Raw genomic sequence first — 15,808 nt, 5'->3', positions numbered from 1 at the left:
TTGCCTACGTGTTACTCACCCGTCCGCCGCTAACCCCGAAGGGTCCGCTCGACTTGCATGTATTAGGCACGCCGCCAGCGTTCGTCCTGAGCCAGGATCAAACTCTCCATTAAGGTTGCTCGCATAATCCGAAGATCATGTCCGCTATAATGTAAGCTGATTGAGCTCAAAATTTACTGCTAGCGAGAATTTGCATTCTCTATTTCACTCACTCGTTGTTCAGTTTTCAAAGGGCAATTCGTTCGTCGCAACCTGTTCAGCGGCGACTTTTATAATATATCACATCTGCCTACCTAATTGCAAGTATTATTTTTTCATTCTGATTAACTTTTGTGAAAAAATATTAATGCTTGTCTGTATAAGCAGCGAAATCTAATTTATCACATCGAAATGAAAGAGTCAAGACTATTTTGGCGATAAATTATTTTTGAATGACGTCCTTAATATACAATGAACGGTCAACCGCCAAATTGATGATTTTCCCGGCTACATTGACCCAAGGTCTGGTTGGATTCGCACGATCGGTAAAGACGATTTCACCGGTCCGATGATCGTTTAACATGACAAGCATGCCGTTATGGAATGCCGTCACCTTATTTACGAACGTTTGTACCATGGTCGGTTCCAACTTACCGAAAGAGTCGTTCAACAGTTGCTCCAGAACCAGATATGGCGAAGACTTCTTCTTGTGAAAGCGATCGGTTGTCATCGCATGAAATGTATCCGCGATTGCGACCAGTTTGGAATACGGATGAATTTTGTCGCCAGTTACGCCTAGCGGATAGCCGGACCCGTCTTCCCGTTCATGATGCTGAAGCACACATAGCTTGACGCCGTTGTTGATGGCCGGTACTTCCTTCAAGATGTTATAGCCGATCACCGTATGCTTCTTCATTTCTTCCGCTTCGTCATCTGTCAGCTTTCCCGGTTTATTCAATATGGCCGGATCGATACGGGAGTTGCCGATATCATGAAGCAAACCGCAGAGCGCAATCGGCATCAGATCTTTGGGCGGAAAGCCATTCCAACGGGCCAGACTGTACGAGGTGAGACTTACCATGATGCTGTTGTGGTATATATAATCGCGAAGCTGCATGTTTTTCGGGTTGAACGAAAGCACGTCGTAATGCCCGATATATCGAATCAAGCCTTCCAGCGTATTGCGAATATCCAGTATCGGAAGCGCCTGGCTCCCGTTTCCTATCGAAGCATATACTTTGCGCAGCAGCTGGAGCACTTTATTATAATTATCGTAGAACGGAAGAATGCTGCGCGGCTGTGTATCGGAGGAGCTAGCATCTTCCTGCACAGCTTCCGCTTCGGTGGACCTGGTTTCAATCGCGACCATTGGAATCAAAAAGGCTTTCAATATTTCTTTATCGCGTGAATTTATAATTTTCCCTTTCGGAAGAAGCACATTGTTATATTTGGTGATAACGTTGTCACTCAGTTTTTCGCCGAAGTTTAACTGGGAAACGGGAATGTTGACCATAAATTTCCCCCACTTTTGTGTGTCGATTGGTTTCGTGTTGGCAGGAGGGCCGGCCTTTAGGCCCATTGCTGCTGTAATTATAAGCCAAAAAGAATGGGGATGTAAGCCCCATTCTTTTTGGTCCAACATTGTTTTATTAAGCTTGCTCTTCACTATCGCCTGCGGGTGCTTCCATTTCCCCGGAAATGGCGTTTTCTTCATCCGTTTCGGGCGCATCCTCGCTTTTATCGACTCTCGCGACGGTCGAAACTTCATCCTCATCCCGAATATGAATCAGTCTTACCCCTTGCGTATTGCGGCCCATCATCGAAATGCCGGACATGCTGGTACGTATTACCGTTCCAAGCGCCGTGATGATCATCAGGTCCTCATCATCCTCGACGACCTTCAGACCGACGACAGGGCCGTTCTTAGACGTAATATGGAGCGTCTTGATCCCTTTGCCGCCGCGCGACTGCAGACGGTATTCGGATACAGGCGTTCGCTTGCCGAACCCTTTGGAGGTAACGATAAGCACGCTATTATCTTCCTTCACGACGTCCATATCGATCACTGCGTCATCATCGTCCAACTGGATCCCTTTGACCCCGGTAGCGGCGCGCCCCATAGGACGAACCTCGGTTTCAGGGAAGTGAATCGACATGCCTTGCTTCGTGCCGATGACGATCGACTTGTTGCCGTCGGTGAGCCGAACGCCGATCAGATCGTCGTCCTCGCGCAGATTCAATGCGATCAAGCCGCCCTTACGGATATTAATATAGTCGTCCAGCGGCGTCTTTTTGACAAGCCCGTTCTTCGTTGCGAAGAACAAGTATTTGTCCGAATCGAAGCTTTCTACCGGTATGACCGCGTTGATCGTCTCGCCCTGCTCAATCTGTAGCAGGTTGATGATCGGCGTCCCGCGGGCCGTGCGGCTCAAATCCGGAATCTCGTAAGCCTTCAGACGGTAAGCTTTCCCTTTGTTCGTAAAAAACATCAGGTAATGATGGGTATTGGTTACGAAAAGATGCTCGACAAAATCATTATCTTTCGTATCCATGCCTATGACGCCTTTCCCGCCGCGTCTTTGACTGCGGTACGTCGTTACCGGCAAACGCTTGATGTAACCGGTATGGGAAATCGTAATGACGACATCGGATTGCGGAATCAAATCCTCATCCTCGATGCTTTCTTCGCCGATCGTAATCTCGGAGCGGCGGTCGTCGCCGAATTTTTCTTTAATTTCGTTCAGTTCTTCGCTGATGATATTCAGCACAAGCTGCTCATCTGCCAATATCGCTTTAAACTCGGCGATTTTCTTGAGCAGCTCGGCATATTCTTCCTCGATTTTCTCCCGTTCCAAGCCGGTCAAACGCTGCAAGCGCATGTCCAGGATGGCCTGCGCCTGGTCGAAGCTGAGCCCGAACCTCTCGATCAATCCTGCTCTCGCTTCTTCGGTCGTACGGGAAGCCCGAATGAGCGCAATAACTTCATCCAGGTGGTCCAGCGCGATTCTCAAGCCTTCAAGGATATGCGCTCTGGCTTCCGCTTTGCGAAGTTCAAACTCCGTCCGACGGCGAATGACTACTTTTTGGTGCTCGAGATAATGGAACAGTATATCCCGCAAATTCAGCACTTTCGGTTCGCCGTTCACGAGCGCCAGCATAATGATTCCGAAATTGGACTGCATCGCCGTATGTTTGTACAAGTTGTTCAGAACGACGTTCGGATTGACGTCGCGGCGCAGCTCAATTACGATACGCATGCCATTGCGGTCGGACTCGTCGCGCAAATCGGTGATGCCATCGATCTTCTTATCGCGCACAAGCTCGGCGATCTTCTCAATCAACCGCGCTTTGTTGACTTGATAAGGCAGCTCGTAGACGATAATGCGCGCTTTGTTTCCGTTCTCCTCGATGGTCGCTTTCGCCCGCATCGTAACGGATCCGCGTCCTGTCGCATACGCCTGTTTGATGCCTTCGCGGCCCATAATGAAACCGCCGGTAGGAAAATCGGGTCCTTTGATAGACTGCATCAGGTCAAGCGGCGTGAGATCCGGATTCTCGATCAGCTGCTGAACGCCGTTGATCACTTCGGTCAAGTTGTGCGGCGGAATGTTCGTCGCCATCCCTACGGCAATACCGGATAACCCGTTAACCAGCAAATTCGGGAACCGGGAAGGCAGTACGGCTGGCTCTTGTTCTTCGCCGTCGTAGTTCGGGACGAAATCGATCGTTTCTTTGTTAATGTCGCGCAGCAGTTCCATTGCGATCTTGGACAGACGGGCTTCCGTGTAACGCATCGCTGCCGCCATGTCGCCGTCAATGGAACCGAAGTTACCATGTCCGTCGACAAGCATGTAGCGCAAGGAGAAATCCTGCGCCATCCGTACCATCGTTTCGTACACAGCGCTGTCGCCGTGCGGGTGATATTTACCGATGACTTCGCCGACAATTCTCGCCGACTTCTTGTGAGGCTTATCCGGTGACATCCCGAGCTCGGACATCGCGAATAAAATACGGCGGTGAACCGGCTTAAGGCCATCGCGAACATCCGGCAGCGCGCGGCTGACGATAATGCTCATCGCATAATCCATGAAAGATGTACGCATTTCCGAGCCGATATCAATCTCTTTAATCTGCGAACGGGGTTCTTCCGACATGTGTACCTCCTTATGATGACGCTTCGCAAAGCACTTCTACGATATATGGGAATGCCGCATCAAGGTTGCGGTCGGTGTAGCTTGCGGATGATTAAATTATTCAATGAGTTCGTTTTGACAAAAGGACTTCCCGCATTGATCCGCGGGATTTGCATCGGGTCCGTGCTGCGGTCGGCAATCCCCGGAACGGTCGTAAACGCATAGCGGATGCCCGCCGCCTGAAGCAGCGCGCCAGACTGCTTGTCATAGACTCCGAACGGAAACGCGAAAGCGTCGACCGGCTGCTCGCCAAGCTCGCTCAGCTTGGCTGTGCAACGGTTCGTGTCGTCTGTGATCCGCTTCGTATACTCCGGCTCGGATTCTGCAGCATCGCCGTGATTCATCCGGGCAGTCAATAGAGCTTGCCCGTCCGGGGATTTATCATGCAGGCGATCCGTATGGCACTGAAAATCGATAGGGCTGCCGCTGCCTGCCATTTCCCGAATTTCCTCGCGGGAAAGGGATGGGATACGGCTTTGCAGCGGCTGATCGAGATTGCCGGTTATGACAAAATTGACAGCTGGGATATTTAATTGCACGAGAATCGGGTAAGCATTCGTATAAAAGCTGCGATATCCGTCGTCAAACGTAACGAGCACCGCGTTGGAGGGCACCTCGCCGCCGGACAAATAATCGCGGAACTGCTGCAAGGTAATGAAATGGTACCCCCGGTCCATCAGATCGGCCAGTTGATCATGGAGACGCTCCGTTGTAATCGTCACATCTCCTTTTACCCGGTCATCGATATGATGATAGGCGATCACGGCAACCCGTTCCGTATACCAAACATCGTTTGCGCTGAGACATGTGCTTCCCGCAAAAAACAAGGCAGCGGCTGTCAGGCACCAGAGCAAACCGTATTTTTTAAGCATCGCCATGCTTAAATATCGAGGTTCTTCACGTACTTGGCGTGCATCTGAATGAAATCGCGGCGCGGCTCTACGTTATCGCCCATCAGCGTATCGAACAACGTATCCGCCTCGATCGCGTCTTGAATGCTTACCTGCAGCAGCGTGCGGCTTTCCGGATCCATGGTCGTTTCCCACAGCTGCCCCGGATTCATCTCGCCAAGACCTTTGTAACGCTGAACGTTCACCTTGGCGCCTTCGCCGAATTCGGCCATAATAATTTCGCGCTGCTTGTCGTTGTATGCGTATCTGACCACTTTGCCGCGTTCCAGCTTATACAGCGGCGGCTGGGCGATGTATACGTATCCGACCTCGATCAGCTTCCGCATGTAGCGGTAGAAGAACGTAAGCAGCAGCGTACGAATATGCGCGCCGTCGACGTCGGCGTCAGTCATAATAATAATTTTGTGATAACGGGCTTTGGCGATGTCGAAGTCGTCGCCGATCCCCGTGCCAAGTGCCGTAATGATCGCGCGAATTTCGGCGTTAGACAAAATTTTGTCCAGCCTCGCTTTTTCCACGTTCAATATTTTACCGCGCAGCGGCAAAATCGCTTGGAAATGCCGATCCCGCCCTTGCTTGGCGGAGCCGCCGGCCGAGTCTCCTTCGACAATGTAAACTTCGCTGATGGAGGCGTCCTTGGAGGAGCAGTCAGCGAGCTTGCCGGGAAGGGAGCTGACTTCCAGCGCGCTTTTGCGGCGGGTCAGCTCACGCGCTTTCCTTGCCGCTTCGCGCGCTCTTGCCGCTTGAACGCCCTTCTCGATAATTTTTCTCGAGATGGACGGATTCTCGTCCATAAATTCCATCAGCTTCTCTGCGAACAGCGATTCCACGATCCCGCGCACTTCGCTGTTGCCGAGCTTCGTCTTCGTCTGGCCTTCAAATTGCGGCTCGGGGATCTTGACGGAGATGATCGCCGTCAGCCCTTCGCGCACATCGTCGCCGGACAAGTTGGAGTCGCTCTCCTTGAGCACATTGTACTTGCGGGCGTATTCGTTCAAAATCCGCGTGAGCGCGCTCTTGAATCCGGATTCGTGCGTCCCGCCTTCATGCGTGTTGATGTTGTTGGCGAACGAATAAATGTTCTCCGTATAGCTGTCGTTATATTGCAGCGACACTTCCACCTGAATGTTGTCCTTCTCGCCCTCGACGTAAATCGGCGGCTGGTGGAGCGCTTCGCGGTTGCGGTTCAAATATTCGACGAAGGAGATAATCCCGCCTTCGTACATGAACGTATGGGCTTCCCCGGAACGCTCGTCCGTCAGCGTAATTTCGATTCCTTTGTTTAGGAATGCCAGCTCCCGGATCCGCGATTGCAGCGTATCGAAATCGTACTCCGTCGTTTCCGAAAAAATTTGTTCATCCGGCCAAAACGTAATCGTCGTGCCGTCCCCTTCCGACTCGCCGATGATCCGCAAGTCGTATTGAGGTGTACCGCAGTGGTATTCCTGCTCATACACTTTGCCTTCCCGTTTCACCTGGATGACCAGTTTCTTGGAAAGGGCATTGACCACGGAAACCCCGACGCCATGAAGACCGCCGGACACTTTATAGCCTTCGCCGCCGAACTTGCCGCCGGCATGCAGCACGGTCAGCACGACTTCCACCGTCGGACGCTTCATCTTCGGATGTTCGCCTACCGGAATCCCGCGCCCGTTATCGATTACCGTAATGCTGTTGTCTTTATGCACGATCACATCAATCTTCGTACAGTAGCCGGCTAGCGCTTCGTCGATACTGTTATCGACGACTTCCCATACCAGATGATGGAGGCCGCGTGCGCTGGTCGAACCGATATACATCCCCGGTCGCTTGCGTACGGCCTCCAATCCCTCCAATACCTGTATCTGACTTTCATCATAGCTCGTACCAGGATTTACAGACATGCTGACACCCACTTTTCCGTGATAATCTTACGAGACCATTCAAGGATGAGCGGCCGCGATCTAAAGAAGTTGTTCTACTGCAAAGCCAATCCAAACAAAAGAAAACACCGCGCTAGGCGGAAGTTTTCATCTATGCGAAATAACGAAGTTCAATTCGTTAACAGCTGATGCGCCCGCTTCTTGAGCGTCATCGATGAAATAGGGGAGTAGTACACCTTCGTCTGGGTGACGACTAGAGACTTGCTTTCTTCTTCGCCAATCACTTCCACACGCTTCTCCTTGCTGGCGTACGTGACGAACTGCTTCGAAATTTTCGAAGATTTCTCGATCGATAAGTCAAATATGGCGACAAGTTCCGATGCGCGAATGATTTTTTCCCCGCCCAAATGGATAAACATGCTGGCCCACTCCTATCGGCAACACGAATTTTCATAGATTGCGCGCCGGATGCGCACGCGGCGAAATCCATCTACGTCAAACTTCCATCCCGAACCTGAATCATCGAAACGTCTTCCAAATTTGACAAATTTATACTTTCAATACCGGTCGTCGTAATAAACGTCTGCACTTTGCGTTGGAAGGTTTCGATCAGCTGCGTCTGCCGGTAATGGTCAAGCTCGGAGAGGACATCGTCAAGCAGAAGAAGCGGATATTCCCCGACCTCTTCCTGCACCAGCTCGATTTCGGCCAGTTTAAGCGAAAGCGCCGTTGTCCGCTGCTGCCCCTGAGAGCCGAATGTCTGCACTTCTTTGCCGTTTATATAAAAACGAAGATCATCGCGATGCGGCCCGACAAGGCTTACGCCGCGGCGCATCTCCTGATCCCGCACCTGTGATAACTTTATCATAAATTGGTCAAATAAAACAGCGTCATCTTCCTGGGCGTCCCCGGCCAGCGAATGTTCATAGTCGATCTGCAGCTGTTCCTGCCCGTTCGTGATGCCCGCATGAATCTTTTCCGCCCATAGTTGCAGCTTCTTTATAAAGCTTTGACGTTTTTTCATAATTTTAATACCGAACTGCGCAAGCTGCTCATTCCAAACTTCCAAAAGAGGGGAAGCGCCGGAAGATCCGAACATTTGTTTTAGATAATTATTACGTTGATGCAATATTTTATTATACTGCGACAAGTCGTACAAATAGGCCGGATACACTTGGCCGATCTCCATGTCCAGAAAACGCCGGCGGACGGAAGGAGAGCCTTTGACAATCTCCAGGTCCTCCGGCGCAAACATGACTACATTGAGCGATCCGATGAAATTGCTCAGCTTCTTTTGCTCCAGTCCGTTCACTTTCGCCTTCTTGCCTTTGGCCGAGATGGCAAGGTCGAGCTTGACGGGGCCGTATTTTTTCTCAATCTCGGCGTGCAGCAGGGCAGAAGGAGCGTTCCAGCGGATCAGCTCCTTGTCCTGATTCGTTCGATGCGACTTGGTCAAGGCGAGCACGAAGATCGATTCAAGCAAATTCGTTTTGCCCTGGGCATTCGGGCCGACGATGATATTGACCATATGGTTCGTTTCGAATTCCATTCGCTCGTAATTGCGGTATTGCTGCAGTGACAGCTTTTTCAGTTGCAAAATGGTACCTCCTGCGCCGGGCTCAGCCCTGCACGACTTTAAACACACCGCAGCCTTCCACACGAACGACATCCTGCGCAACCAGCTTGCGTCCGCGCCGGTTCTCCGGCTCTCCGTTCACTTGAATGACGGCTTCCTGCAGAAAGCTCTTGGCTTGCCCTCCGGTCGGGATGCAATCGGCGAGCTTCAAAAATTGCCCGAGCGTAATGTACTCGGTGCTGATGGCGATTGGTTTCATAGTGTTGCGGTACAGCTCCTTTTCGGCGATTAGCTTGTTGTGCGGTAAGGCAAAATCAGCTGCAGCATAGTCGAAATGGCGTCAGGGCGAATGATGATCGGCTGCATGGCGCCGGTGAATCCGATTTGGATTTGTTCGCTGTCCATCACTTTGAGCGCGTCGAGCATATATTTCGAGTTGAACGAAATGCGCAGCAGCTCACCCGTCAGGCTGGCCGCGGCGAGCTCCTCCGTCACTTTGCCGAGCTCGGAAGAGCTGGAAGAAATCTCGATGGTCCGGTCTTCGCGCATGACAAGTCTGACGATGTTCGTCTTCTCTTCCCGGGAAAGCAAATAAGCGCGGTCAATCGCTGCAATCAAATCCTCGGTATTAACGACAAGCTCGGTTTGGAACGATTGCGGAATGAGCTTGGATGTATCGGGGTAAGTCCCTTCCAGAATACGCGTATAAAAAAGAACGGAGCTCATTTTAAACAGCACTTGGTTTTCCGCGAACACGACGTCGATCAGCGTATTTTGATCCGGCAAAATTTTGGCGAGCTCATTCAGCGTCTTACCGGAAATAGAAACGTTCGAAAGAGCGAAGTCTTCCGGCGCATCGATATTCATTTCGCGGCTGGCGAGACGATGCCGGTCACAGGCGATGAACTTCAGCTTACCTCCTGTAATGGTCCACAAAACGCCGGTAAGAATCGGTGTGGCTTCGTTGGTGGAAACGGCAAAAGACGTCTGCTTGATCATCGATTTCAGCAGATCGCTCGGAATTTGTACAGTGCGGTCTTCCTCGATACCTGGCATAACCGGATATTCCTCTGGATCAAGGCCAACAAGCTGAATTTCCGAAGAACCGGAACGGATCGTCGTTTGAAAGCCGTCCTTCACTTCGATTTCGATTTGCTGCGCCGGCAGCTTGCGTATAATTTCGACAAAAAACTTGGATGACAACACGACGCTTCCAGGCTGTTTCAAGTCGATGACCTGCTGGTCGTTTTTTTCAATCGGAATAAAATTTTGAATCGAAATGTCGGTATCGCTTGCGGTCAGCGTCATGCCGCTATAGTTCGCATCTATTTTGATCCCGCTCAAAATTGGAATGGTCGTTTTGCTCGAAATGGCCTTCGATACATGCTGAATCGCTTCGTTCAAATATTCTTTCAATATCGTTAATTTCATACTGTCACTCCTACTTGGTTCTAGAATGGGGGAGACGGACATATACTCTATATATTAACATGTTTTTAATTCGTAATAGTAGTAGGGGCCAAGGATATGTGGATATGTGTGTGAACAGTGCAAAACAAAAGCCTATCCACATGTGAATAGTTTGTGTATAGGCTTCGATTTATGCAGATGTTGGCCGGCGCTCATTTCGCAAAAAAAACGGCATCGAAAATGCAGCGTCGCAGCCCGGCTTCGGTCTCCCCCGAAGTCATTGCGGGCGCTTCGTTACATTGCGTGCCGAAAACGGGAATGCAGATGCCCGCAATCGCTTGTATGCTTATAGCGCTACGTTTTTCACTTTCTCTATAATATTTTGAATGACTTTATATAATTCCTGGTCTGTTTTGAGCGCTACCGATATTTTCTCATGGGCGTGAATGACGGTCGTATGGTCTCTTCCGCCAAACGCTTCACCGATTTTCGGCAGCGAAAAATCGGTCATTTCCCGGGCCAAATACATCGCGATTTGCCGCGGGAACGCAACGGATTTCGTCCGTTTCCTCGCTTTGAAATCCTCAATCTTCAGTCCGTAAAACTCGCCGACCTTTTGCTGAATATCCTGTATCGTAATGACTCTCGGGCGGCTGCTGGGAATGATGTCTTTCAGCGCTTCCGCCGCCAAATGCGACGTAATGTCCTCGTTGATCAAAGATGAATAGGCGACAACCCGGATTAGAGCGCCCTCGAGCTCGCGAATGTTCGAGTCGATCTGGTTTGCTATGTACATCATAGCCTCGTTCGGGATGTCCAGGTTTTCGGCTTTGGCCTTTTTCCGCAAAATCGCGATCCGCGTCTCCAGATCCGGCGGTTGAATGTCCGTCGTTAGGCCCCATTCGAAACGGGAACGCAGGCGCTCCTCGAGCGTCGGGATTTCCTTCGGCGGACGGTCGCTGGAAATAATGATTTGCTTGCGTTCTTCGTGCAGCGCGTTGAACGTATGGAAAAATTCTTCCTGGGTCTGTTCTTTTCCGGCAAGAAACTGAATATCATCTATGAGCAGCACGTCGATGTTGCGGTATTTGTTGCGGAAACTTTCGCCGCGGTTGTCCCGAATGGCGTTGATGAACTCGTTCGTAAATTTTTCGGACGAGATGTAAAGCACACGCGCTCCGGGATTATGTTCCAGCACGTAATGACCGATCGCATGCATCAAATGCGTCTTCCCAAGACCTACGCCGCCGTATAAAAATAGCGGATTATACGCTTTGGCCGGCGCTTCCGCTACCGCGAGCGAAGCCGCATGGGCAAACCGGTTTCCAGCCCCGATGACAAACGTATCGAATGTATACTTGGGATTCATCATGTGACTGAAAGGTTCTTCGGGAACGTTAGGTTGTCGTTTCGCTGGAGCAGTTGCAGGGGGAGGAGAATGTTCGATTGCTTCCGGGTCGTCTTCGATGACGAATTTGATCTCCGCTTGCTTGCCTTTCAAATCAAATACAGCTTCTCGTATATGTTTGGTGTACCGATCTTCAAGCCATTCTCTAGCGAACTTGTTCGGGGCGCAGATGACGACGGTTGTTTCGTTAAAAACAACGGCTCTTGTGGAAGCAAGCCACGTTTCGTAGCTCGGTTTGCTCACCCTTTTGTGCAAAATGGAAAGTACTTGCTGCCACTGGTCGTTAGGATGGCTTTCCACAATCTATTCACTCCTTCGGAAAAATAACCGGTATGGCGTAAGCCGCGACCCTGTAGAAAAAAACGATAATGTGTCGGAACTATCCACATTATGCAGAATCGGATATTATAAATTATACATAGGCCCTGAAAATTGTTCACAAAGATATCCACAGGCTGTTGATAATTTTGTTGATGATTAATTGTATCCACAACCGAAAACATAACCATGATAACAAAAACAACCCCGATGCGCAACGGAATGTTTGGATTTATCCACATTTTCAATAACTTGTGTGCAAATTTTGTTCACAATACTACATATTGTTTATAAGTTGTTAACATTTCGACATTTTCCCCAAAAATTCGTTTTTAGCTTATGCACAGGCGTTGATGGACGTAAAATTTGGCGTTTTTTTAGCTGCCGTTTTTTTGTGGATCGCAAGTTGACTTTTGGGCGGCGAGATGGTTTAATGTTATAAGGTATTTTGGGAATGGTATTCCTCAAGGAGGTGCACGATAATGAGACCAACTTTCAAACCGAATGTAAGAAAGCGCAGCAAAGTACACGGCTTCCGTAAAAGAATGAGCACGAAAAATGGTCGTAAAGTACTCGCGGCTCGTCGTCTAAAAGGAAGAAAAGTATTGAGCGCATAAGACAAGAGACCACTGACAGGTGGTCTTTTTTGTTGGAATCGTTTAAAAGCGCTGTATTTCGTTAACGATAGGGATGGACTTGCCGCCCGATGACGGCCGGATGGAGCGATACCGCGATGGAGAAAAAAAACAGACTGACGAAAAGAGAATATTTCGATAAGGTGTATCGCCACGGCAAATCGGCAGCGAATCACCAGTTCGTTCTTTATTATAAAGCGCAGCACGGCCAGGACGCGTTCCGGCTCGGGGTATCGGTCAGCAAAAAGCTCGGCAACGCGGTTGTGCGCAACCGGATCCGGCGTATGCTGAAGGAAATCGTCCGGTTGAACGCGTCTCGTCTTCCTGGAGGATACGATCTCATCCTTATTGCGCGCAAACCGGCTGCGGACATGGAATATCACGAGATGGAAAAGAGTGTGCTGCACGTGATCAAACGCGCATCGCTTCTGCATAAAAAAGGGGAAACCGGCAGCTGACGATTCGGGGTTTCCTTGGTTTCCTTGTGCCGGAAGTTATGGTATAGTTTACTTTGGAAAAAGAACAACTTGGGAGGATATCATTTTGACGCGTCGATTCATGAAATACGTACCGTTTTTGGCGGTATTTTTGCTGCTTGCGGGTTGTAGCCCGGCGACGGCCCCGATCGATCCCAATAGCGGTATATGGGACAAGTATTTCGTATATCCGCTGGCGACTTCGCTGGACTGGTTTGCGAATGTACTGTGGGGACAATACGGATTATCCATCCTTGTTGTGACGATGATTATTCGCTTGATTATACTGCCGCTTACATTGAAGCAGGTGCGCAGTTCGAAACGGATGCAGGAGCTGCAGCCGGAGCTGAAGAAGCTGAAGGACAAGTTCAAAGACGATCCGAAGAAACAGCAGGAAGAAACGATGAAGCTGTTCCAGAAGGAAGGCGTGAATCCGCTTGCCGGATGTTTGCCGATTTTGGTGCAAATGCCGATTCTGATCGCTCTATATAATGCTATCATGCGTAACCATCATATCGGAGAACATTCATTTTTGTGGATGCAGCTCGGCACGAAAGACCCGTTCTACATTTTGCCGCTGCTGGCCGCACTGACCACTTTCCTTCAGCAAAAAATGATGTCTTCGCAAATGAATCCGCAGATGCAAAGCCTGATGTTCATTTTCCCGGTCATGATTTTCGTCATGGCGATGAATTTCGCTTCGGCGCTGCCGCTGTACTGGGTATATAGCAATATTTTCACGATTGTTCAGTCTTACTTTATTTATGGTGGGCCTAGTAAAAAGGGTGAACTTAAAAAATAAGGGTGGCCGGATGATATGAAAACTATCGTGGTTACGGGCAAAACGATTGATGATGCCGTAAGAAACGGGCTGCAGCAATGGAACGTTCCGCAGGAACGGGTGAAAGTGAGCGTCTTGGAGCAGCCGGCCAAAGGATTGTTCGGTCTGATCGGTGTGAAAGAGGCAAAGGTGGAGCTGGAGCTCATACCGGATCCGCTGGAAGAAGCGGTCGCATTTTTGCAGGACGTGCTTCGCACGATGGAGCTGGACGTTCGGATCGAGCAAAAGCGGGACAAGGACGGAACGGAGCTGCATTTGCACGGAACGGAGCTCGGCATGCTGATCGGCCGGCGCGGACAGACACTCGATGCGCTGCAATACCTCGTCAATATCGTAGCGAACCGGTATTCGGACCGGCATTTACGCATTATGATCGATGCCGAACAGTTCCGGGAACGGCGCAAAAAAACGCTTCAGGATTTGGCCGAAAGGCTTGCGGAACGCGTCATCCGCACGAAGAAAGAAGTAGTGCTCGAGCCGATGGGCCCGCAAGAACGCAAAGCGATCCATTCTCAGCTGCAGCAGCATCCGAAGGTGAAGACGTTCAGCAGAGGCGAAGAACCGAGTCGGCGTGTCGTAATCGCGCTGCGTTAAAATTTTTTGGTTGCAATGATGTCATAGCTTGCATATGGCTTCATTGCTTTTTCTTTAGTTGATCGAAATTTTTAGTTGTGCTTCAACGGTCATGGCCGTCCGCGCCTATGGATAGGGCGAAACGAGCCTGGAGAATTTGACCGCCTGGCAAGACGATAGGAGGCTAGTGATGATTGAAGATACGATTGCGGCCATCGCCACACCATCCGGCGAAGGAGGAATTGCGGTCATTCGCGTCAGCGGATCGGAGGCGGTGGCAATATGTGAAAAAATATTTCACGCCGGGTCAAAAAAGCTGACTGAGGTGCCGACGCATACAGTTCACTATGGGCATATCGCCGATCCCATCACAGGAACCCGGGTGGAGGAAGCGTTGGTTACTGTAATGCGGGCGCCGCGTTCCTTTACGAAGGAAGATGTGGTTGAAGTGAGCTGTCATGGCGGATTCGTATCGGTACGAAAGGTGCTTGATTTGCTGCTAGACAATGGAGCCCGACTGGCGGAGCCGGGCGAATTTACGAAACGCGCATTTTTGAACGGACGTATTGACTTATCGCAGGCAGAAGCGGTCATAGACCTGATTCGTTCCAAATCGGACCGTGCGTTCCGCATCGCGCTCAAGCAGTCCGAAGGCAGCTTGTCGAAGAAGATTAAGGAATTGCGACATCAACTGGTCGAGCTGATGGCTCATATCGAAGTGAATATTGACTATCCCGAGCATGATGTCGAAGAAATGACGAATACTTTTATTAAGGAGAAATGCGCCGCCGCGCTTTTGGAAATCGATCGTTTACTAACGACGGCGCAGCAGGGTAAAATTTTACGCGAAGGTCTTGTAACGGCGATCGTCGGGAAGCCGAACGTAGGAAAGTCTTCGCTGCTAAATACGTTCGCCCAGGAAGAGCGGGCGATCGTGACTGACATTGCCGGCACGACGCGCGACGTGGTGGAGGAATATGTCAATGTGAACGGCATCCCGCTGAAGCTGCTCGATACGGCGGGCATTCGCGAAACGTCGGACATCGTCGAGCAGATTGGCGTGGAGAAGTCGCGGCAGGCATTGGCCGATGCAGATCTGATATTGCTCGTGTTCAACGGAGCGGAGCCGCTGCAGCCTGATGAGCTGCGCATGATCGAGGAGCTGAAGGACCGCCAGATCATCGCGATTATGAATAAGCTGGATCTTCCGCAGCAGCTCGAGGAAGCGCGGCTGATAGAAGCGTTCGGCGAGGCGCATGTCGTACGCATGTCACTGCTGCGTCAGCAAGGGATCAATGATTTGGAAAAGGCGATCGCGGGCATCTTTTTCAGTGGACAGCTGGAGTCGAGCGATTTGACGTATGTGAGCAATTCGCGCCACATTCAATTGTTGAAGCAGGCGAAGCAGTCGCTCGACGAAGCTTATTCGGCGACCGAGCAGTACATTCCGATCGATATGGTGCAGATCGATATTCGAAGAGCGTGGGAACACCTCGGCGAAATTATTGGTGATTCGGTGAGCGATTCACTCATCGATCAAATTTTTTCACAGTTTTGTTTGGGGAAATAATAAGCTTAGGCTTAAGGATACATCCATTGCTCAGCAATGAATTTAGGAAGGTGAGA

The 15,808-nt window shown here is 50.4% G+C and carries 14 protein-coding genes and 1 rRNA gene; 5 read left to right on the top strand and 10 right to left on the bottom strand.

Features of this window, described 5'->3' with window-relative positions; translation table 11 throughout:
* The 10 genes from KXG62_RS22215 to dnaA all read right to left on the bottom strand — a co-directional run.
* A 16S ribosomal RNA gene (locus tag KXG62_RS22215) occupies positions 1–113 on the bottom strand; the annotation flags it as partial.
* A 308-nt stretch (positions 114–421) separates the two neighbouring features.
* Complete coding sequence (locus tag KXG62_RS22210; protein WP_218094200.1) at positions 422–1,492, bottom strand: HD-GYP domain-containing protein; 1,071 nt, start codon at positions 1,490–1,492, stop codon at positions 422–424.
* 136 nt (positions 1,493–1,628) lie between these two features.
* A complete protein-coding gene (gene gyrA, locus KXG62_RS22205) occupies positions 1,629–4,133 on the bottom strand; it encodes a DNA gyrase subunit A (RefSeq protein WP_218094199.1) in 2,505 nt (834 codons plus the stop codon).
* A gap of 59 nt (positions 4,134–4,192) precedes the next feature.
* Positions 4,193–5,050, bottom strand: coding sequence for a polysaccharide deacetylase family protein (locus KXG62_RS22200; RefSeq protein WP_218094198.1), 858 nt, complete (start codon positions 5,048–5,050; stop codon positions 4,193–4,195).
* A gap of 2 nt (positions 5,051–5,052) precedes the next feature.
* A complete protein-coding gene (gene gyrB, locus KXG62_RS22195) occupies positions 5,053–6,966 on the bottom strand; it encodes a DNA topoisomerase (ATP-hydrolyzing) subunit B (protein ID WP_218094197.1) in 1,914 nt (637 codons plus the stop codon).
* Between the two features lie 149 nt (positions 6,967–7,115).
* Entirely contained in the window at positions 7,116–7,364 is a 249-nt protein-coding gene (gene remB / locus KXG62_RS22190; protein ID WP_144844605.1) for an extracellular matrix regulator RemB, read from the bottom strand.
* A 71-nt stretch (positions 7,365–7,435) separates the two neighbouring features.
* Positions 7,436–8,542 (bottom strand): DNA replication/repair protein RecF, encoded by a 1,107-nt coding sequence (gene recF, locus KXG62_RS22185; RefSeq protein WP_218094196.1) that lies wholly within the window; start codon positions 8,540–8,542, stop codon positions 7,436–7,438.
* Between the two features lie 22 nt (positions 8,543–8,564).
* Positions 8,565–8,780, bottom strand: coding sequence for a S4 domain-containing protein YaaA (yaaA, locus tag KXG62_RS22180; RefSeq protein ID WP_218094195.1), 216 nt, complete (start codon positions 8,778–8,780; stop codon positions 8,565–8,567).
* 29 nt (positions 8,781–8,809) lie between these two features.
* Positions 8,810–9,952: a DNA polymerase III subunit beta gene (gene dnaN, locus KXG62_RS22175; RefSeq protein ID WP_218094194.1), complete on the bottom strand. Its 1,143-nt coding sequence runs from the start codon at positions 9,950–9,952 to the stop codon at positions 8,810–8,812.
* Between the two features lie 325 nt (positions 9,953–10,277).
* Complete coding sequence (dnaA, locus tag KXG62_RS22170) at positions 10,278–11,639, bottom strand: chromosomal replication initiator protein DnaA (protein WP_218094193.1); 1,362 nt, start codon at positions 11,637–11,639, stop codon at positions 10,278–10,280.
* A gap of 500 nt (positions 11,640–12,139) precedes the next feature.
* On the opposite strand from dnaA, the gene rpmH reads away from it, so the two are divergent.
* The 5 genes from rpmH (at position 12,140) to mnmE (ending at position 15,752) form a co-directional block, all read left to right on the top strand.
* Complete coding sequence (rpmH, locus tag KXG62_RS22165; protein WP_014372796.1) at positions 12,140–12,274, top strand: 50S ribosomal protein L34; 135 nt, start codon at positions 12,140–12,142, stop codon at positions 12,272–12,274.
* 116 nt (positions 12,275–12,390) lie between these two features.
* Positions 12,391–12,750 carry a ribonuclease P protein component gene (rnpA, locus tag KXG62_RS22160; RefSeq protein ID WP_218094192.1) on the top strand — a complete coding sequence of 120 codons (360 nt, stop codon included), beginning with the start codon at positions 12,391–12,393 and terminating at the stop codon, positions 12,748–12,750.
* Positions 12,751–12,835: 85 nt separating this feature from the next.
* Positions 12,836–13,570: a membrane protein insertase YidC gene (gene yidC / locus KXG62_RS22155; RefSeq protein WP_218094191.1), complete on the top strand. Its 735-nt coding sequence runs from the start codon at positions 12,836–12,838 to the stop codon at positions 13,568–13,570.
* A 15-nt stretch (positions 13,571–13,585) separates the two neighbouring features.
* Entirely contained in the window at positions 13,586–14,203 is a 618-nt protein-coding gene (gene jag / locus KXG62_RS22150) for an RNA-binding cell elongation regulator Jag/EloR (RefSeq protein ID WP_218094190.1), read from the top strand.
* A gap of 169 nt (positions 14,204–14,372) precedes the next feature.
* The gene (gene mnmE, locus KXG62_RS22145) at positions 14,373–15,752 is read left to right on the top strand and encodes a tRNA uridine-5-carboxymethylaminomethyl(34) synthesis GTPase MnmE (protein ID WP_218094189.1); all 1,380 of its coding nucleotides are present in this window, start codon (positions 14,373–14,375) and stop codon (positions 15,750–15,752) included.
* Positions 15,753–15,808: the final 56 nt, after the last annotated feature.

Origin of the sequence: Paenibacillus solanacearum, assembly GCF_910593845.1 — a bacterium.
Classification (GTDB): Bacteria; Bacillota; Bacilli; order Paenibacillales; family NBRC-103111; genus Paenibacillus_G; species Paenibacillus_G solanacearum.
This window is presented reverse-complemented; position numbering and strand designations above follow the sequence as displayed.

Coding starts and splice junctions, on each gene's coding strand:
- KXG62_RS22210 (WP_218094200.1), bottom strand. CDS start 1,492: ATGGTCAACATTCCCGTTTCCCAGTTAAACTTCGGCGAAAAACTGAGT.
- rnpA (WP_218094192.1), top strand. CDS start 12,391: ATGGAGAAAAAAAACAGACTGACGAAAAGAGAATATTTCGATAAGGTG.
- rpmH (WP_014372796.1), top strand. CDS start 12,140: ATGAGACCAACTTTCAAACCGAATGTAAGAAAGCGCAGCAAAGTACAC.
- jag (WP_218094190.1), top strand. CDS start 13,586: ATGAAAACTATCGTGGTTACGGGCAAAACGATTGATGATGCCGTAAGA.
- gyrA (WP_218094199.1), bottom strand. CDS start 4,133: ATGTCGGAAGAACCCCGTTCGCAGATTAAAGAGATTGATATCGGCTCG.
- yaaA (WP_218094195.1), bottom strand. CDS start 8,780: ATGAAACCAATCGCCATCAGCACCGAGTACATTACGCTCGGGCAATTT.
- gyrB (WP_218094197.1), bottom strand. CDS start 6,966: ATGTCTGTAAATCCTGGTACGAGCTATGATGAAAGTCAGATACAGGTA.
- remB (WP_144844605.1), bottom strand. CDS start 7,364: ATGTTTATCCATTTGGGCGGGGAAAAAATCATTCGCGCATCGGAACTT.
- KXG62_RS22200 (WP_218094198.1), bottom strand. CDS start 5,050: ATGGCGATGCTTAAAAAATACGGTTTGCTCTGGTGCCTGACAGCCGCT.
- mnmE (WP_218094189.1), top strand. CDS start 14,373: ATGATTGAAGATACGATTGCGGCCATCGCCACACCATCCGGCGAAGGA.
- dnaN (WP_218094194.1), bottom strand. CDS start 9,952: ATGAAATTAACGATATTGAAAGAATATTTGAACGAAGCGATTCAGCAT.